The sequence below is a fragment of the Actinopolymorpha pittospori genome (assembly GCF_014873875.1).
GTDB lineage: Bacteria > Actinomycetota > Actinomycetes > Propionibacteriales > Actinopolymorphaceae > Actinopolymorpha > Actinopolymorpha pittospori.
Genome location: NZ_JADBEM010000001.1, coordinates 8,231,493 through 8,250,150, shown reverse-complemented (window position 1 = coordinate 8,250,150; position 18,658 = coordinate 8,231,493). Strand labels below are relative to the sequence as shown.

Sequence of the window (18,658 nt, the reverse complement as noted above, 5' to 3'; positions counted from 1 at the left end):
AACCGGCGCTCGTGACAAGCGTCAGACAACAAGCCCACAGTCAGTGACGGCGTCTCGACGTCGTTCCATCACCCATGCCCGGGTTCGCGAGGGGAAGCGCCCAACCCGGGAGAGCAAGGAGAGTCAGCATGACGGAGACGGTGAGCGGTCCGGCTCGAGGGGGCGCGAGGGGACGCTCGACGAAGGGCCTGAAGATCGGCCGTATCTTCACGACTCCAGGCACCCACCCCTATGACGAGGTGACCTGGGAACGTAGGGACGTCGTTCAGCAGAACTGGAGGACCGGCGAGACCGTCTTCGAGCAGCGCGGCGTCGAGTTCCCCGACTTCTGGTCCGTCAACGCGTCCACGATCGTCACCACGAAGTATTTCCGTGGCGCGGTCGGCAGCGCCGACCGGGAGGCGAGTCTTCGACAGCTCATCGACCGGGTCGTCAGCACCTACCGCGAGGCCGGCGAGAAGTACGGCTACTTCGCGACCGCGGCCGACGCGGAGATCTTCGACCACGAGCTGACCTGGATGCTGCTGCACCAGTACTTCAGCTTCAACAGCCCCGTGTGGTTCAACGTAGGCACCCCGGCGCCGCAGCAGGTCTCCGCCTGCTTCATCCTCGCCGTCGACGACTCGATGGACTCGATCCTCAACTGGTACAAGGAAGAGGGGCTGATCTTCAAGGGCGGTTCGGGCTCGGGCGTCAACCTCTCCCGGATCCGCGCGAGCCGCGAGCTGCTCTCCTCCGGTGGCACGGCATCCGGCCCGGTGTCGTTCATGCGTGGGGCCGACGCCTCCGCCGGGACCATCAAGTCCGGCGGCGCGACGCGCCGCGCGGCGAAGATGGTGATCCTCGACGTCGACCACCCCGACATCGAGGAGTTCATCGAGACCAAGGCCCGGGAAGAGGAGAAGATCCGGGCGCTGCGTGACGCCGGGTTCGACATGGACCTCGGCGGCAAGGACATCGTCTCGGTGCAGTACCAGAACGCCAACAACTCCGTGCGGGCCTCCGACGAGTTCATGCGGGCGGTCGAGAGCGGCACGACGTTCGGACTGCGCGGTCGCCAGAACGGCGACGTGCTCGAGGAAGTCGACGCCAAGAGCCTGTTCCGCAAGATCGCGGACGCCGCCTGGGCGTGCGCCGACCCGGGAATGCAGTACGACGACACCATCAACGACTGGCACACCTGCCCCGAGACCGGGCGGATCACGGCGTCCAACCCGTGTTCGGAGTACATGCACCTGGACAACTCCTCGTGCAACCTCGCGTCGTTGAACCTGCTGAAGTTCCTGCGTGAGGACGGGCGTTTCGACGTCGACACGTTCGCGCGCGCGGTCGAGGTCGTCATCACGGCGATGGACATCTCCATCTGCTTCGCCGACTTCCCGACCGAGGCGATCGGTGAGACGACCCGCGACTACCGCCAGCTCGGCATCGGCTACGCCAACCTCGGCGCGCTGCTGATGGCGACCGGCCACGGCTACGACTCCGACGGCGGCCGGGCGCTCGCCGCGGCCATCAGCTCGCTGATGACCGGGACCGCCTACAAGCGGTCCGCCGAGCTCGCCGGTGTCGTCGGCCCCTACGCCGGCTATGCCCGCAACGCCTCCCCGCACCAGCGCGTCATCCGCAAGCACGCGGCGGCCAACGACGCCGTGCGCTCGGTCGGGACGCTGGATCGGGAGGTCCTCGAGGCGGCCGGGTCCGCGTGGGACGCGGCGGTCAAGATCGGTACCAAGAACGGCTACCGCAACGCGCAGGCGTCGGTGATCGCACCGACCGGCACCATCGGCTTGGCCATGGACTGTGACACCACCGGTATCGAGCCCGACCTCGCGCTGGTGAAGTTCAAGAAGCTCGTCGGCGGCGGCTCGATGCAGATCGTCAACAACACGATCCCGCGGGCGCTCGTCAAGCTCGGCTACCAGCAGGAGCCGATCGAGGCCATCGTCGAATACATCGCCGAGCACGGGCACGTCGTCGACGCGCCTGGGCTCAAGCTCGAGCACTACGAGGTGTTCGACTGCGCGATGGGCGCGCGGGCCATCCGGCCGATGGGCCACGTGAAGATGATGGCCGCGGTGCAGCCGTTCGTCTCCGGTGCGATCTCCAAGACCGTCAACATGCCGGAGACGGCGACCGTCGAAGAGGTCGAGGAGATCTACTTCCAGGGTTGGAAGCTCGGTCTCAAGGCGCTCGCGATCTACCGCGACAACTGCAAGGTCGGTCAGCCGCTGTCGGACGCCCGGGCCAAGAAGGCCGAGGTCGCCACGGAGGCGCCCGAGAAGGAAGTCGTGGTCGAGTACCGCCCCACGCGGCGTCGGCTGCCGAAGTCGCGTCCGTCGCGAACGACGTCCTTCACCGTGGGTGGCGCCGAGGGTTACATGACCGCCGGCTCCTACCCCGACGACGGCCTCGGCGAGGTGTTCCTCAAGCTCGGCAAGCAGGGCTCGACCCTCGCCGGCGTGATGGACGCCTTCTCGATCGCGATCTCGATCGCCCTGCAGTACGGCGTCCCGCTGGAGACGTTCGTCCAGAAGTTCACCAACCTGCGGTTCGAGCCGGCCGGGATGACCGACGACCCGGACGTCCGGATGTCGCAGTCGATCATGGACTACATCTTCCGGCGGCTGGCGCTCGACTACCTGCCGTTCGAGACCCGGGTGGCGCTCGGCATCCACTCCGCCGAGGAGCGACAGCGCCAACTCGAGACCGGCTCCTACGAACCGGTCGAGAGCGACGACGCGGCCGGCGACGCCGGTGACGCCTCGTCGCTGAAGCAGGGCGAGGCAGCCGCCGCCGAGCAGACCGAGGCCGGCAGCCCCACGGCGGTGAGCGCTGCCAAGCCTGCACCGGTCAAGGCCCACACCTCGACCGAACTGCTGGAGGCGATCCAGGGAACCACCGCCGACGCCCCGCTGTGCTTCACCTGTGGAACGAAGATGCGTCCGGCCGGTAGCTGCTTCGTCTGCGAAGGATGCGGCAGCACCAGCGGCTGCAGCTGAGCCGAACGCACCTGCCTCCTTCGTGAGGCAGGCGCGCGGTCCAGGCGGCGCAGCACCACGACGGGGAGCGGGATCAGATCCCGCTCCCCGTCGTGCTGCGCCCCAACCTCGCCCGCGATGGGTCTCGGTTGCTCGACCTCATCGGACCGCAAGGGCTGCTTGCCTGGTCCTGGGACGCATGGACTGCTTGCGTGATCGTTCGGACGCAAGGACCGCTTGACGGTGATCGCACTGGCGCGAGCACGGGTCGCAGCCCGTGGCGGACACCCGCGCTGGTCGAGGGTCGCGTGGCGTGCACGCCGGTCCTGGTGCTCCGAGCCCGGCGAGGTCGTCGCCAACGATGTCCTCCCGACGCTCATGATCATGATGGGTTTCGGGTGCTATGTGCCCCGGACCCTTCGTGATCAGGAGCATGATCACGGGAGAGTGGCGGGACGGGGCGACCCGTTCGTCCTTACCCCTGGGCCGTGCGTACGTGGTTCGCTAGGCGAGTGGCCGCCACGGCACTGGCCCCGGCCCGCCCGGCGGTTCGGCGTAGACCGGCGTACGAACGCGCAGGACCGCGGGGGACCCGAGCGGGTGCCTGCGCAGGCCGACACAGGGGACACATCGGACAAGGAGATGGCGATGCGTGTGATGATTGCCGGCGCACACGGCAAGATCGGCAGTCGGCTCGGGCGTCTACTCGTCCAGCGGGGGGACGAGGTGGTCGGAATCATCCGAGACGAGGACCACCAACTCGACCTCATCGCGATCGGCGTGACACCCGTGGTGATGGACCTCGAGCGCTCCACGGTCGACCAGGTGGCCGATGTGGTGGCCGACTCCGACGCCCTGGTCTTCGTGGCGGGTGCCGGACCCGGGAGCGGGAAGGACCGCAAGGACACCGTCGACCGCGGTGCGTCCGTCCTGCTCGCCGAGGCGGGCGAACGTGCGGGCGTACGGCGCTTCGTACAGATCTCCTCCATGGGGGTGGACAGCGTGCGTGACGGCGCCACGCCACCGGGCCAGGACGAGGTGTTCGTCGCCTACCTTCGGGCGAAGCTCGCCGCGGAGGACGATCTGCGCGCACGCGACCTGGACTGGACCATCATGCGACCGGGCCGACTCACCGACGATCCGGGCGGCGGCCAGGTGCGGCTCGCTCCGCACGCCGAGTTCGCTCCGGTGAGTCGCGACGACGTCGCCGCGGTCATCATGGCGCTGCTCGACAGCCCGGCCACGACGGGTCTGGTGCTCGAGATGGTGGCCGGCGACACGCCGATCGGCGAGGCCATCGCCCAGCTGGTACGCCGGGGCTGACCAGGCCGGGCTCGGCGGGTCGGCCGGCCCGGACCGGCTCGTCGGCGGCCACTTTCGACCTCGGCCGGTGCGGCTGTGTGAACGCATTGTGAAATCTTCGGCGGGAGACCGCCGTTCACGCTCGGGCGTGATGTGAGTCACTTCGACGTGATGGAATGGACCAGGTATCGATGGAGCTGAACACGTGGGCAGCGTCGCCCGCGCCGGATCATCACCGACCGTTCGCTTGATCCTGCCTCGGGCCCGATCGCTTCAGGTCGGCCGGCGCGTGGAGCCCGTGTCGTCGAGAGGACCTCTTCTCGACGCCCCAGCCTGCCCGACAGCCCGCCGTCCTGACCCTTCCCACCAGATCCACGTATCGTCCCCGCACCCGCTCGTCGTGTGCACCGACTCATGCTTCGGAGACCACCTGTGCGCACCTCCGTCGGCGCTGCCGGCGTGTCCCGGCTTCCGCTGCTCATCCTTCTCCTCGGCTCGATCACCGCGATCGGGCCGATGTCCATCGACCTCTACCTCCCGGCCTTCCCGGAGCTGACCCGTTCCCTGCACACATCCGAGTCGATGGTGCAGCTGACGCTGACCGCGTGCCTCGTGGGACTCGCGATCGGCCAGGCACTGATCGGGCCGTTGTCCGACGCGATCGGGCGACGTAAGCCGCTGCTGGTCGGCATGGCGGGGTACGCCGTCGCCTCTGTCGTGTGCGCCCTGGCGCCCTCCGTCGAGGCACTCGCCCTCGGCAGGTTCCTCCAGGGCCTCGCCGGGGCGGCCGGGGCCGTCCTCGCCCAGGCGCTGGTGCGCGACCTGGTGGACGGCCCCATGGTCGCGAGCATCCTCAGCCGGCTCCTGCTGGTGATGGGCGTCGCGCCGGTCCTCGCCCCGACGCTGGGCGGCCAGCTACTCGGCCTCACCGGCTGGCGCGGGCTGTTCTGGGTGCTCACGGCGTTCGGGGTGATCATGACCGTGGTCGTGGCGCTGTTCGTCCGTGAGACGCTGCCGCACGAACGCCGGCGCAGTGGCGGGGTGGCCGGCACCATGCGGACCTACCGGCAGCTGCTGGGTGACCGGCGTTACGTGGGGTACGCCGCGATCTCCGCGCTCGGCTTCCTCACCATCTTCGGATACGTCTCCGGTTCGCCGTTCGCCTACCAGGAGGTCCACGGCGTCTCGCCGCAGGTCTTCGGGCTGCTGTTCGGGCTCAACTCGATCGGCATGGTCGCCGCGAGTCAGTGGAACGCCCGGCTGGTGCTGCGGTCGCCGTCTTTCCAGATCCTGCGACGCGCGTTGCCGTTCACGGTCGCTGCCGGGCTGGTGCTGCTGCTCACGACCGCGACCGGGTGGTTCGGCCTCGTGGGGCTGGCGGCGCCACTGTTCGTCCTGATGTCGAGCCTGGGCCTGGTGCTCCCGAACGCGGGTGCGCTCGCGCTGAACCGCCACCCGGAGTCCGCGGGTACGGCGGCGGCGATGGTCGGCATGACGCAGTTCGTCGTCGGGGCCGTCGCCGGTCCGGTCATCGGTGCGCTCGGAGCCGCCACCGCGGTGCCGATGGCCGGTGTGATCGCCGGTGGCGCGCTCGGAATGGCGGTGATCGTGCTCATCCTCGCGCCGTCCGAGCGCACCACCCGCGGCTCGGTCGAGGCGGGGCAGGAGGCCGAACGTGAGGCGGCGCCGCTGCTGCACTGACCCTCGCGCCCGCCGGTAGCCCGGCAGGCCACCACGGGACCTCGCCTCCGACACGCTCGTAGGCGAGGTCCCGTCATATCCGGGGGAGGGCGACCCGCTGCGGCCATCCGGGTTTACAACGTTGATCATGAACGGTACGACGTGATCATGAGCGACGTGAGACTCCTGGTGCCGCGCACCATCCCGCTGCTCCGCCGAATCGCCGGCGCGGGCCTGCTCGTCCTGGTTGGCACGCTGGTCGCGGCCTCCACCGTCGGCACGTCGGTGCTCGCGACCGCGGGGCCGGCTCGCGCGGACGGTCCGGGGAGCGTGCAGGGAACGGACGGCCCCCCGAGGCCGGCCGCCGCCGCTGATAGCGGCGCTGCCACCGGCGAGGGGGAGGTCCCCCGACCGGACGGTCGCGCGACGGGGACCAAGCACCCCACTCTCGCGCTGGACCAGGACTTCCCGGACCCGGACATCCTCAAGGTGGGCGACACCTACTACGTGTACTCGACCAACTCCGCGAAGACGCTCCCGGTGGCCTCGGCCACGTCGCTCGACGGGCCGTGGACCGTGCAGCAGGCGGATGCCCTGCCCCGGCTGGGCGAGTGGGCATCGTCGGGCTTCACCTGGGCGCCCGACGTGTCACGCCGGGCGGACGGGACGTTCCTGCTCTACTACACGGCCCGGCACACCGCATCGAACCGCCAGTGCATCGGCGCGGCGATCGCGGACTCTCCTCGCGGGCCGTTCGTCCCCGTCGGCACCGAGCCGCTGGTCTGCCCGGCCGAGGCGGGCGGGGCCATCGACGCGTCGAGCTTCGTCGACCGTGACGGTCGCCGGTACCTGCTCTACAAGAACGACGGCAACGCCATCGGCCTGCCGACGACGATCTACCTACAGCCGGTCGCCCCTGACGGCGTGACCTTCGCCGGCGAGCGGGTGCCGCTGATCTCCAACGACGGCGACGAGGGATGGCTGGTCGAGGCGCCGGTCCTGGTGCGGCAGGGCACGTCGTACAACCTGTTCTACGCGACGGGGGAGTACTGGAACGGCACCTACGCGACGCGGATCGCGACCGCGGCCTCGGTTGCCGGGCCCTACACCAAGGCCGACCGTCCCCTGTTGTCGACCGCGACCTTCGACGGGGCCGTCACCGGACCCGGTGGCGCCGACGTTCTCCAGGACACGGACGCCGGCGACCACATCGTCTTCCACGGTGTCCGGGACGGCGGCTACCGCGCGCTCTACGTCGCCGAACTCGGCTGGGCCGCCGACGACACCCCCGTGGTCCGCGGCAGCCGGTTCCGGGTCGAGGGCGAGGGCGGACGGGTGCACCACGCCACGGTTCGGACGGACGCGACCGGGGCGTCGGGTGGCGCGGTCGTGTCGGACCTGGATCATCCCGACAGCTGGGTCGAACTCCAGGTCTACGCACCGAGGTCGGGCGCCTACACCCTGCACGTGGGCTATGGAAACGTCTCGGTCGACTCGAACGGCGCCGAACGAACGGCGAGCCACCATGTCGCCGTCGACGGACGGCGGGCGGGAACCATCGAGTACCCGTTCACGGGCAGCGACACCTGGGGCGAGGCCACCATCGACGTCCGCCTGTCGGCCGGATCGAACACCGTCCGCCTCGGACCCGCCACGTGGGTCGCGGAAGTCGACTACGTCGACGTCGCCTGAGTACCGGCGGCCGGGGGAAGCGGCGGGCACACTGGGGAGGTGGACGCGCCACGGTGGGTTCTCCACGTCGACCTCGACCAGTTCATCGCGGCCGTCGAGGTGCTGCGGCGACCTGAGCTGAAGGGGCAGCCGGTCGTCGTCGGAGGGTCCGGCGATCCGACCCAGCGCGCGGTGGTGGCCACCGCGTCCTACGAGGCGCGGGAGTTCGGGGTCCACTCGGGCATGCCGCTGCGAACCGCGGCGAAGCGGTGTCCGGACGCGGTGTTCCTTCCCGCCGACGGGCCCGCCTACGAGGCGGCCTCCGCTCAGGTCATGGAGACCCTGCGGGAGTTTCCCGTGGTGGTCGAGGTGATGGGCTGGGACGAGGCGTTCGTGGAGACCCACACCGACGATCCGGAGTCGGTGGCCCGCGAGATCCAGGACGCCGTACGGGAGCGGACCCGGCTCGCGTGCTCGGTCGGCATCGGCGACAACAAGCTCCGGGCGAAGTTGGCGACCGGGTTCGGCAAGCCGGCCGGGGTCTTCCGGCTCACCGAGGACAACTGGTGGGACGTCATGGGGGACCGCACGACCGATGCCCTGTGGGGTATCGGCACTAAGACCGCCCGCAAGCTCACCGACCTCGGCATCCACACGGTCAAGGAGTTGGCGGCCGCCGATCCGTACGCACTCGCCGACCGCCTCGGTCCGACCATGGGGCCTTGGTTTCGTCGGCTCGCCCGGGGCGCAGACAACTCACCGGTGGTCGGTACGCCGTACGTGCCGCGCTCGCGAAGTCGGGAGACGACCTTCCAGCAGAACCTCACCGACTGGGACGTGGTGCGCACGGAGATCGTCGGGCTGGCCCGGCGCGTGGCCGAGGACGTGCGGTCGGAGGGCCGCCCCGCCGTCCGGGTCGGGGTGAAGGTGAGGTTCGCGCCGTTCCGTACGCTCACCCGCAGTGTGGGCCTGCCGGCGCCGACCAGCGACGTCGCGGCGATCGAGGCGGGTGCTCTGGCCGCGCTGGAGAAGTTCGAGAGCCGCCGCCCGGTGCGGCTGCTCGGGGTCAGGGCGGAGTTCGAGACGACCTAGCGGTCGCCGGCTCGCCGGGGGCGCGGTCGGGTCGACCGGTCAGGTGCCGACATCCCAGATCGCCGTGGCGAGGTCGGCCAGGCTCGTGAACGACTCTGCCGGCAACCGTTCGGAGTGGGTGGAGAAGACGTCGAACTCATGGGTGAGAGCGGCACTCATCGCCCGCCGCACGAACCCCTCGTCCGGCTTCCAGCCGTATCCGTCCAGGAAGGCGCGCAGCAGGTCCTTGTCCAGACCGAACGCCTCGAGGTGCAGCGCGGCCAGCTCGTAGCAGGGGTCGGTCAGGGTCGCGTCGCCCCAGTCGATGACTCCCACGAGCGAGCCGTCCTTGACGAAGATGTGGTCGGCGGTGAGGTCGGCGTGGACGAAGCGTTCCGGCGCGGGTGGGCACAGGTACGCCGGAATCTGGTCGACCAGCGCGGCGGGCAGGGTTCGCCAGGTGCGGTGGCGGTCCAGGGCGGCGGCCCGGATCACGGTCAGTCGGTCGCGGGACTCGAGGAGTGCCGGCGGGTGGCCAGGCCCTTCGAGGGGCGCGATGTCGTGGACGACGCGCATCGACGTGCCGAGTTCGCCGGCCACCCGGACCCGGGCCGCGTCGTCGAGCCGAACGTCGCGCCAGGCCTGCCCCGCCATCCGGGTGGTGATCAGGTAGGGCCAACCGTCCGGCCCGTCGTAGAGCCGGCCGTGCCCGAGCAGCGTGGGGACCGGAACCTCGGGCCGCCGGGCGAGCATCTCCTGCGCGGCCAGTTCGCTGGCGTGGCAGCTGCGCCAGGAGTGGAACCAGCCGAAGAGCTTCACCACGACGTCGCCGGCGAGGAACGTCGGGAAGGTGCCGACGAATCCGGACTCCAGCGGGCGGTCACCGAGGCCGTGGCGTTCCAGGACCGTCCGCACGTACGGCGCCCAGAACTCCACGTCGCCGAGATGCCGCGAGTAACTCTCGGCGGACAGTCTCGGTGGCGGCGGGGCGGGCACGAGACGACACCCTGCCAGAGCGGTCCGCGATCCGCACGTCCCGGCCCGAGGCCAGGGCCGACGAGGCGGATGGGCCGGCGCGGTTCAGCGGTGCGAGACCGACTCGCAGGCGATGCCGTCGCGGTCGGTGTCGGCGTACCAGAAGTACTCGATGTCGCGGCCGGCGACGTAGGGTCCATAGCCGTGCTCGCGCGCGACCTGACAGGTGGAGAAACGCGGGTCGAGCTCGGTCCGCGGCCAGTCACGGGGGTCGTGGTCGCGGTCACGGCGAGGGTGGTGGTCGTGGTCGCGGTCTCGTGGGGTCGGCGTCGTCGTGGGCGCGGGCGGGGTCGGCGTCGTGGTCTCGCGGTGCCGCGGGCGCGCCGACGTCGAACCGGACGGGGAACCGGGCGTGGTCGCCCGTACGTCGGCCCTGCCGCCTGAGGTGGCCCGTGGCGTGGGGGTGTTCGGCGGTACGGCGGTGTAGGGCGCCGGGTCCTGCCGCGACATGTCCACACCGTCCACCGGCCCGACCAGCAAAGGGGCGTAGCCGTTGGGCGCGGGGTCGTTGGAGTTGGTCCTGACGAACTGGTCTTCCGGCGTGGCGGAGAAGGCGTGCACGTAGCCGATCAGCGTGCCAAGACCCGCCACGACCCCGAGGCCGACGAGCAGATGGCGACGGCGGTTGAGTGAACGGCGTTGCGGCTCTTCGAGCCACACCTTCCAGCCGTAGGGCGGTGGGCCCCAGGTGGGGTCGGGCTTCCACTGTGCGGGTGGGGTCCAGCCCGCCGGGACCGGCCAGTTAGGCGGCGCGTTGAAGCGTGCGGGCATGAATCACTCCTCGGACCAGGCCGGTCGCGATCATAGAGCTTCGCGCGGTGGTCCGCAGGTGTTTGGTCACATGCTGGAAAGCCCTTGTGCGGTGGGTTCCTCATCTCCGCGCCGTCTGCTCACGCGGCCAGCGCTGGTTGGAATCCGACCAGTTGGTCGTCGGCGGATCGCCAGCCCTGCTCGGTCATCACGACGAGCGTGCCGTCGAAGACCGGGAGCTTGTGCTCGGCCTGTCTCCACCCCTCCCACCAGCGCCGGTCGGCGGAACTCAACCGCAGCGGCCCTCGACGTACGACCACGGTCAGGAAGGCGTGGCGCGGTGTGCCGATGACGACGCGCGGTCCGAACAACCGGTGGGCGGCGCGACGGATGAGGACGGCGCAGTGCCGGGCCTCGTCGGGAGGCTCGTCGGCGTCGTAGAGGACGGTCGTGTCGAGGAGATGCTGGATCGTGTCAGGAAGCTCGATCAGTCCGACGATCACCATGCCGGGTCGCAGCTGGTGACGTCGGGCGATCCCGGTAAGCGCTGCGGCCGGATCGCGGAGGTCCCACCGGTGGATGCCCATACCTGATGGTGCGTCATTTCCGTCCACCAGGGTGAGCTTTTTCCACAGGCGTGCACCGGACCGTTACTCCTCACCGCGATGTCCCAGGGCCGACGCCGACGCCTGCGCCGACGCCGACGCCGCGGCGCGAGGTGTCAGTGGTGACCCCGCCTGGCCCGGGCGAGAACCTCGTAGCGGTCGCCGCGGTACAGCGAGCGTTCCGACTCCAGGACGAGTCCGGCGCCGTCCCGGGTGACCGCCTCGATGAGCAGACACGGCTGGTGGGGTTCGATCTCGAGGAGTTCCGCGTCGTGCGGGTCGGGGACCACGGCGAGGATGTGGGCGTCACTCGTCGCGGGCCGTACGCCGAAACGTTCCTCCAACGTGTCGAACAGCGACCGCTCGTCCCAGTGCAGCCCTTCCAGGCCAGGGAAACGCGCGAGCGGGACGTCGGTGCTCTCCCTCGCCATCGGGCTGCCGTCCGCGGTGCGAAGTCGCACCAGGTGCAGAACGGGTGACCCGGTCCCGATCTCCAACCTGGCGGCGACCCGACCGGTCGCGGGTTCGACGGTGGCGGACAGGACCCGAGAGCCCGGCGTCATGCCGCGTGCCCGCATGTCGCGGCTGAAGGAGGTGATGAGGTCGGCGTGCGCCGGTCGTGGCTCGGCGACGACGGTTCCGTGTCCGTGCCGGCGCAGAAGCACGCCGTCGGTGACCATCCGCTCGATCTCCTGGCGCACCGTCGTCCGCGAGATCTTGAAGTGGTCGGCGAGGACGCGTTCGGAGGGCATCAGGGCCCCGGGCGGCAGCCGGTCGGCGAGCTCCTCCAGGATCTTCCGGAGCTGATAACCCTTGGGGCGGTCGGCCGCCAACGCGGTCGTCGCCAGCAGACTCGGGTCGATCTCGTGACGCGTCCGGGACATGGTCCAGTATCGACCGCGAGCCGGGACAGCGATTCACCCGTGACCTTGGCGGCGCGGCGTGTGATGCTGAGACAAGCCCGGTGATCGTCAGTGGGAGGGGATGTCGAAGCATGGGTCGCCACGACGTGCTGCTGGCTCGGATGCCCGAGGAGCTGGCCGGCCATGCCCGGAGCGTGGTCGACTGGCTGGTAGGTGACTTCAGAGACTTCGGCGAGGTCGGGCAGGCCGAGCTCCAGCGGATGCTCTGGATCGACCTGCCCAATCGGTGGCCCGTGTCGGCGGAGGAGTGGCGGCGGGTCGTCGAGGCGGCCGGTCAGGTCATGGAGCTCGCCGGACGTCCGTCCCTCGCCGTGATCGCCCGGTCGGAGGAGACCGCCGAGGTGCTCGAGGCGTACGCGCGGGACCGGAGCGAAGGGCTGCTGGCCGCCAACGCCGCGTTCGGTCGTACCGGGACGTCGCCGCCCGACACCGATCTGCTCATCTGGGCACGGCACGTGACGGCCGCCGAGGCGAACGCCTACGACGAGTTGCAGCGCGTGCTCGAGGCCGCGATCGTGGCCGGTGACTACGCCCCGGGCGCACCCGGGTGGCGACGTCGGCAACGGGCCCTGACCGAACGCTGGCTCACCTCGCCGTCGCGCTACTTCGACGGATGGCGTCCGATCGACGTCATCCACACCCAACGCCGCGAGGCCTGGATGATGGGCGTCAGCCCCGAGCGCGAGCAGCGCCTCGCGCCGGTGGTCCCCTTCCTCCGGGATCCCGTCACGGTGCCCGAGGGCCAGCCGGCCACCCTCGTGTGGTTGCTCAACCGGATCGGTGACGGCGTACGCCTCACCCAGCGCGGCTATCTGCCTCCCGAAGTCGCCCGCGAAGCCGACGAACGGTTCCGCTGGAGTCCCACGCCGCGGCCCGCCAACCGCGAGGTCGACCTGCCCGAACTCATGGAACTGCACGGGATCGTTCGCGGGCAACGCCTCGTCACCAAGCGGCGCGACACCCTCCGGCTCTCCGCGCGGGGGCGTTCGGTGCTGCTGGAGCCGGTCCGGCTCTGGGAGGCGGCGGCCCTCGCCTGGTTGGGCGAACACCCCTACGAGGTCGCCGTCGCGGAGATCGCGGCCGCGGTTCTGGTGCGTGAGCCGGCGACCAGCGCGGAGCTCGCGGCCGCCGCCCACGACGTCGTGGCACCGGATTTCCGGACCCGCGACGACGCCCCCGTCCCGCACTCGGCGACCGAGGGCGCGGCGTGGTCCTTCGTCCGGCGCGGATTCACCCTCGGCTTCGTCGCCGACCGTCCGCCGGGCGGACGCTATGCCCTGAACGCCCTCGGCCGGCCGGCGGCGCTGACCGCGCTGCGGCTGCGGGCCCACAGCCCGCACGAGCCGCGCTGGCGGGACTGCGACTGAGGCCGCCGCGCCGGGCGGGCGGCGCCCAAGCGACGTCCGTTTCTCGCCAGCGTCGGCGCGAGCCGCCGTCCATCGTGGGTGCATGAGCACTGCTTCGAAGCCGACCAGCGAGACCTTCTGGTTCCACGCGATCCCCACGGCGGTGCTGGACGCCGCACGTTCCGGGGGAGTCGATGCCCGGGGTGTGCCGGTCGAGCGCATCGTCGCCGAGGGTCGGGATCCGTTGCGTTGCTGCCTGCGTGGCGCCGAACCGGGCGAAAGCCTGATCCTCTTCGGCTACGAACCACCGCTACCGGCAACCCCCTACCGCGAGATCGGCGCGGTGCTCGCGCACGCCGAGCCGTGTGCGGGCCCGGCCAGCACGACCAGCTACCCCGCGGACTGGTGCGCGCGTCCGCAGGTCTTCCGTGCTTACGACCGGCGCGGCTGGATCCACGACGCGACCCGGCTGTACGACGGTCGAGACGCCGAGCGGGTCCTCGCCGAGATGTTCGCCGATCCCGACGTCGAACGTGTGCACAGCCGCAACATCACCTGGGGCTGCTACATGTTCACCATCACCCGCACGGCTTAGACCGCGCTGAACATCAGGGGTGCGGGGCCGGGCACACCGCGTCGGCGAACCCGCAGACGGCCTTGATCCACTGGTCGGGCAGGTCTCGGTGGAGATGGTGACCGCCGTGGAGCACGACGAAGCGGTCCGCGGAGGTCCGGCGTTCGGCGGCGAGCCGGTCCAGCCCCCGCAGAGAGCTCGACGGAGTGGCGTCCGGCGTGTCGGCTCCGCTCGGCGCGACGAGGAACAGCGCGGGCGTATGGAGGGTCCCGAGCAGGGCGGGCAGGTCCCAGGGACGCGGTCGGCGTAGCGCGGCGGCGAGGGCCGGGGCGTCGGCCGCCCGGACGCCGATCAGCGCCTGCTGGACGTCGCCGTGACTCCACAGCGGATGGGTTTCGCGGACCCGTTCGAGGTAGCGATCGCGGTCGGCGTGGGCGAGAGCCGAGGCGGCGATGGCCGCGTCGGCGAGCGCCTTGCAGTCCTCCGGTCGCGCGCTGAGCGGCTCCTCGAGAACGACCGCCTTGGTGAGTTCGACGTAGCGGTTGGCGAGGACGAGGGCGACGATCGCACCGAGTCCGTGGCCGACCAGCAGGTCGACCTGTCCGGGCAGGCGTTCCGCGACTCCCTGGACGAGAGTCGGCATGTCCAGCGGACGACCACCGTTCTCCGGCATGGTGCCGTGGCCGGGTAGGTCGGGGGCGCTGACGAGCCAGCCCTGCTCGGCGAGTTCGGATCCGACGCGCCACCAGGTGGTCGCCGCCGCGAGCTCTCCGTGCAGGAGGACGAGCCGTCCCCGTACCGGTCCTGGCGGGTCCCACCGAAGAGTCATGGCGCATATCAAAGCGGACAGATGATCATGGTCGATCCGTCCCCCCGCGCTCGGCGCGGGTGCCCTCTCGCGCTCCGCGTCTTGACGCCGTCTTGACGAGATGCGGAGTGTCGGGGCATAGTGCCGAGCGGTGTGAATAGCGGGACAGCGTTGTGATTATCACAACACTCACATGTGCGACAAGGAGACGGAATGGGTGCGGACGACGCGGTCCTACGCGACGCGGTTGGCGTCAGCGCCCCGCCCGCTCCCGCCGTCCGGCGCACCTCTGGCGTACTCCAGACCGCCGACCGCGCACTTCAGGTCCTGCTGGCGTTCCGGGAGCGCCCCGAGTGGGGCGTCACCGAACTCGCCCGTGAGCTGGGCCTGGACAAGTCCGTCACCCAACGGCTCCTCGCCACCCTGGCGGGGCGCGGCTTCGTGCTCGCGGATCCCGAGAGCAGGCGCTACCGCCTCGGGGTGACGGTCGGCGTCCTCGCCCGCGCGGCGGAGCGGGGCGGCGCCCTCGAGGCGGCCGTCCGTCCACTCCTGCGCGAACTCACCCAGCAGGTGGGGGAGAGCACCATCCTGAACGTCCCGCACGGGGCCTTCTATCGCTGCACGGCCGCCGTCGACGCCGACGGACCCGTGCGGTACTCCGCCACGGTGGGCGAGACGATCCCCGCCCACGGTGGCGCCGCCGGTCACGCGATCTTCGCCTTCTACCCGGAGGCGGACCTACGCCGGCTGCTCGGCAGCGGCCCGCTCACCCGATTCAGTGAGCAGACCATTGTCGATCCTGACGTCCTGACCGAGATGTACGCCCAGGTTCGCGACGAAGGCGTCGCGGTCTCCCACGGCGAGTACGACGCGAACGTCACCTCGGTGGCGGCACCGTGCTTCTCCCTCGGTCAGGTGGTCGGCTCGATCGTCATCATCGGCCCGCATGACCGGATGGCCGGCAAGATCGACAAGGCCGTCGATCTCGTACGGAGTACCGGGCAGCGACTCAGTGCACTGCTGAACGGTACGGGCTGAACGAATCACCCGGCTCACCACATGGTGCACGCCGGCTGGAGGGAGGACGGATGTCCACCACCACCTCACCGCCCAAGGGCGCGGACCTGCGAGGTCCCGAGTCGCACCCACGCGCCGTCGAGCCGGTAGTCCTCGGACTCACTGTCGTCCTTTCGGTGGTGGGCGCCTTCATCGGCCTGCACCTCATCACCACCCTCGGCGTGACCGCGAACACCTCGGTGATCGGCGCGCTGATCGCCATGCTGGCCGGACGGATTCCGCTGTGGAAGCTGCGCGACATGCGTTCCATCCACCGGCAGAACCTCGTCCAGAGCGCGATCTCCGGTGCGACCTTCGCGGCGGCCAACTCGCTGCTGGTGCCGATCGCGGTGCCGTTCGCGCTCGGCCGGCGCGACCTCGTCTGGCCGATGCTCATCGGCGCGGGCATCGGTCTCGTCGTGGACACCTGGGTGCTGTTCCGGGTCTTCGACTCCAAGCTCTTTCCCGGCCGTGGCACCTGGCCTCCGGGGGTCGCCGCCGCCGAGACCCTGATCGCGGGTGACGAGGGCGGGCGGCGGGCCGTCGTCCTCGGTATCGGTGGTCTGCTCGGCCTGGCCGGCTCGATTCTCAAGCTTCCGATGTCGGCGGCCGGCGTGGCCCTGATCGGGAACATCTGGGCGCTCGGGATGTTCGGGCTCGGCCTCGGTATCAAGCAGTACAGCGGTGAGTGGTTCCACTTCAACCTCGACGCGTTGTACATCCCGCACGGCGTCATGGTCGGCGCCGGCCTGGTCGCACTCGTCCAGGCGGTCCTGCTGCTGGTGCGCCGGGAGCGTAAGGGGCGGGTCGACGAGGCGGCCGCGCATGCGGAGTACGCCGCGGCGGAGGCGAAAGCCGCTGACGACGCCGACGACGCTGACGACGCCGACGTGACGACCGTCGACGAACGCCGACTGCGCCGCGCCCTCGGTGAGGGCTACGTCCTGTTCACCATCGGCGCGCTCGTCGTCGCCCTGCTGGGTGGGGTGCTCGCTGACCTGAGCCCGATCCAGCTCGTCGGATGGTGCCTGCTCGCCGGCTTCGCGGCTCTCGTGCACGAACTCATCGTCGGCCTCGCCGCCATGCACTCGGGATGGTTCCCGGCGTTCGCGGTGACCCTGATCTTCCTGGTCCTCGGCCTGGTGATCGGCATTCCGACGTTGCCGCTCGCGCTGTTCGTGGCCTATGTCGCCTCGACCGGCCCGGCGTTCGCGGACATGGGCTACGACTTCAAGGCCGGCTGGATCGTCCGCAAGGGCGCGACACCGTACCGCCTGGTGGAGCGGGCCGGGCGCAAGCAGCAGTACATCGCCCAGCTGATCGGCTTCGCGGTCGCGCTCGTCGTCGTCGCCGTGACCTGGCAGTCGTACTTCGCCGACGGCCTGGTCCCGCCGGTCGCGAAGGTGTACGCCGACACCGTGGCCGCGGGCCTCGGCGACAGTTCGACGCTGATCAACATCCTGATCTGGGCGATCCCGGGTGCGATCATCCAGATCATCGGCGGGCCGTCCCGGCAGATGGGCGTGCTGCTCGCCACCGGTCTGCTGATCCTCACGCCGTACGCCTGCTGGCTGGTGTTCGCGGCGCTGATCCTGCGGATCGTGTGGACCCGTCTGCGGGGACCGAAGGCCGAAAGCGACCTCAACCTGATCGGCGCGGGGATCATCGCCGGCAACTCGTTGTCGGACGTCGGACGCATCGTCGAACGCTGACCTGTACGCCGACGCACGGGGACGCCGGCCGCCACGACGGCCGGCGTCGGCTGGGACGGCTGGGACGGAAGGAGGGACAGATGGGGATCGAGGCAAGGCCGGAGTACCTCCACCTGGAGGCGGCGCTGGGCGCTCGCAAGCTCGTCGAGCAGATCATGCTCGTCAAGCCGGGCGAGGACGTCGTCCTCACGGCGGACACCTCGACCGACGGGCGGGTCGTCGACGCGACCGCGCGGGCGGTGGCCGCGGCGGGTGCCTCGGCGACGGTCGTGTGGTACGACACCCGGCCCACGTCGGCGATGGAGCCGCCCGGTCCGGTCGCCGGTGCGATCGTCGCGCTCGGACGTCTGGATCGAGTTCGCCTTCGCCTACGTTATGCACTCCGAGGCGTTCCGTGCCGCGATGGCGAGTGGCACGAGGTACGCGAACCTCACCGGCATGGACGTGTCGATGCTCGTCGACACCATCGCGCGGGTGGACTTCGAGGGTGTGATGGAACTCGGCCGCGCCCTGTGCGGGCTGCTCGAGGCCGCCGACGAGGTGCGCGTCACGACACCCGCGGGAACCGACCTGCGCGCCCGTAACGGCGGCCGGCCGATCAACCTGCGCGGCAAGCCGGCCGAACGGCCGGGCGAGACCGTGATGCTGGCCGGGCAGATCTCGTGGAACCCGCTGGAGGAGACGCAGGAGGGCGTGCTCGTCCTCGACGGCGCAGCCTGGCCCCCGGCCGAGCTCGGGCTGCTGCGTTCCCCGGTCCGGATGAAGGTCTCCCAGGGGGTCGTGTCCGCCATCGAGGGCGGTCCCGACGCGACGACGTTCGCCCGTTGGATGGAGGGTCACGGCGACCCGAATATGTTCCGGATCGCCCACTGGTCCCTCGGCTTCAACCCTGGCGTGACCCGTCCGACCGGGCGGATCGTCGAGGACGAGCGGGTCTTCGGGTGCGTGGAACTCGGCCTCGGCACGAAGGGCGCCTGGATCGGCGGCGAGCCCTGGGTGGCCGCGGCCCATACCGACGGAAGCATGCTCGACCCCTCGATCTACCTTGACGGTGAAGCGATCGAGCTGGACGGCCGGTACGTGCATCCGACCCTGGTCGAGATCTGCCGGCGACTGGCCGTCCCGGGCTACTGACTCAGAAGGGGAG

Annotated in this window: 15 protein-coding genes; 10 read left to right on the top strand and 5 right to left on the bottom strand. The window is 70.5% G+C overall.

Annotated elements, in window-relative coordinates; all coding sequences use genetic code 11:
- The first annotated feature begins 128 nt into the window (after positions 1-128).
- The 5 genes from HEB94_RS38335 to HEB94_RS38315 all read left to right on the top strand — a co-directional run bounded on the left by HEB94_RS38335 (position 129) and on the right by HEB94_RS38315 (position 8,723).
- A complete protein-coding gene (locus HEB94_RS38335; protein ID WP_192754369.1) occupies positions 129-2,999 on the top strand; it encodes a vitamin B12-dependent ribonucleotide reductase in 2,871 nt (956 codons plus the stop codon).
- Positions 3,000-3,626: 627 nt separating this feature from the next.
- Positions 3,627-4,301, top strand: coding sequence for an SDR family oxidoreductase (locus tag HEB94_RS38330; protein ID WP_192754368.1), 675 nt, complete (start codon positions 3,627-3,629; stop codon positions 4,299-4,301).
- A gap of 411 nt (positions 4,302-4,712) precedes the next feature.
- Positions 4,713-5,981 (top strand): Bcr/CflA family multidrug efflux MFS transporter, encoded by a 1,269-nt coding sequence (locus HEB94_RS38325; protein WP_192754367.1) that lies wholly within the window; start codon positions 4,713-4,715, stop codon positions 5,979-5,981.
- Positions 5,982-6,128: 147 nt separating this feature from the next.
- Positions 6,129-7,652, top strand: coding sequence for a family 43 glycosylhydrolase (locus tag HEB94_RS38320; RefSeq protein ID WP_192754366.1), 1,524 nt, complete (start codon positions 6,129-6,131; stop codon positions 7,650-7,652).
- 39 nt (positions 7,653-7,691) lie between these two features.
- Entirely contained in the window at positions 7,692-8,723 is a 1,032-nt protein-coding gene (locus HEB94_RS38315; protein ID WP_192754365.1) for a DNA polymerase IV, read from the top strand.
- A 39-nt stretch (positions 8,724-8,762) separates the two neighbouring features.
- Here the strand turns inward: HEB94_RS38315 and HEB94_RS38310 are convergent, their stop codons facing one another.
- The 4 genes from HEB94_RS38310 to HEB94_RS38295 form a co-directional block, all read right to left on the bottom strand.
- Complete coding sequence (locus HEB94_RS38310; RefSeq protein ID WP_192754364.1) at positions 8,763-9,698, bottom strand: phosphotransferase; 936 nt, start codon at positions 9,696-9,698, stop codon at positions 8,763-8,765.
- Between the two features lie 84 nt (positions 9,699-9,782).
- Complete coding sequence (locus HEB94_RS38305; RefSeq protein WP_192754363.1) at positions 9,783-10,508, bottom strand: excalibur calcium-binding domain-containing protein; 726 nt, start codon at positions 10,506-10,508, stop codon at positions 9,783-9,785.
- Positions 10,509-10,627: 119 nt separating this feature from the next.
- A complete protein-coding gene (locus tag HEB94_RS38300) occupies positions 10,628-11,101 on the bottom strand; it encodes a hypothetical protein (protein ID WP_192754362.1) in 474 nt (157 codons plus the stop codon).
- Between the two features lie 107 nt (positions 11,102-11,208).
- A complete protein-coding gene (locus HEB94_RS38295; RefSeq protein WP_192754361.1) occupies positions 11,209-11,976 on the bottom strand; it encodes a GntR family transcriptional regulator in 768 nt (255 codons plus the stop codon).
- Between the two features lie 110 nt (positions 11,977-12,086).
- On the opposite strand from HEB94_RS38295, the gene HEB94_RS38290 reads away from it, so the two are divergent.
- Both HEB94_RS38290 and HEB94_RS38285 read left to right on the top strand, forming a co-directional pair.
- Positions 12,087-13,382: a hypothetical protein gene (locus HEB94_RS38290; protein ID WP_192754360.1), complete on the top strand. Its 1,296-nt coding sequence runs from the start codon at positions 12,087-12,089 to the stop codon at positions 13,380-13,382.
- 82 nt (positions 13,383-13,464) lie between these two features.
- On the top strand, positions 13,465-13,956 hold the full coding sequence (locus HEB94_RS38285) for a DUF1203 domain-containing protein (protein WP_192754359.1): 492 nt from the start codon (positions 13,465-13,467) through the stop codon (positions 13,954-13,956).
- Positions 13,957-13,969: 13 nt separating this feature from the next.
- Here the strand turns inward: HEB94_RS38285 and HEB94_RS38280 are convergent, their stop codons facing one another.
- Complete coding sequence (locus tag HEB94_RS38280) at positions 13,970-14,764, bottom strand: alpha/beta fold hydrolase (protein ID WP_192754358.1); 795 nt, start codon at positions 14,762-14,764, stop codon at positions 13,970-13,972.
- A 192-nt stretch (positions 14,765-14,956) separates the two neighbouring features.
- Between HEB94_RS38280 and HEB94_RS38275 the strand changes: the two genes are divergently transcribed.
- The 3 genes from HEB94_RS38275 to HEB94_RS38265 all read left to right on the top strand — a co-directional run bounded on the left by HEB94_RS38275 (position 14,957) and on the right by HEB94_RS38265 (position 18,645).
- Positions 14,957-15,781 (top strand): IclR family transcriptional regulator, encoded by an 825-nt coding sequence (locus HEB94_RS38275; protein ID WP_192754357.1) that lies wholly within the window; start codon positions 14,957-14,959, stop codon positions 15,779-15,781.
- Between the two features lie 50 nt (positions 15,782-15,831).
- Positions 15,832-17,511 carry an OPT family oligopeptide transporter gene (locus HEB94_RS38270; RefSeq protein WP_192754356.1) on the top strand — a complete coding sequence of 560 codons (1,680 nt, stop codon included), beginning with the start codon at positions 15,832-15,834 and terminating at the stop codon, positions 17,509-17,511.
- Positions 17,512-17,913: 402 nt separating this feature from the next.
- Positions 17,914-18,645, top strand: a complete 732-nt coding sequence (locus HEB94_RS38265) for a 2,5-dihydroxypyridine 5,6-dioxygenase NicX family protein (protein WP_202896771.1) — start codon at positions 17,914-17,916, stop codon at positions 18,643-18,645.
- The last annotated feature ends 13 nt before the right edge of the window (positions 18,646-18,658 follow it).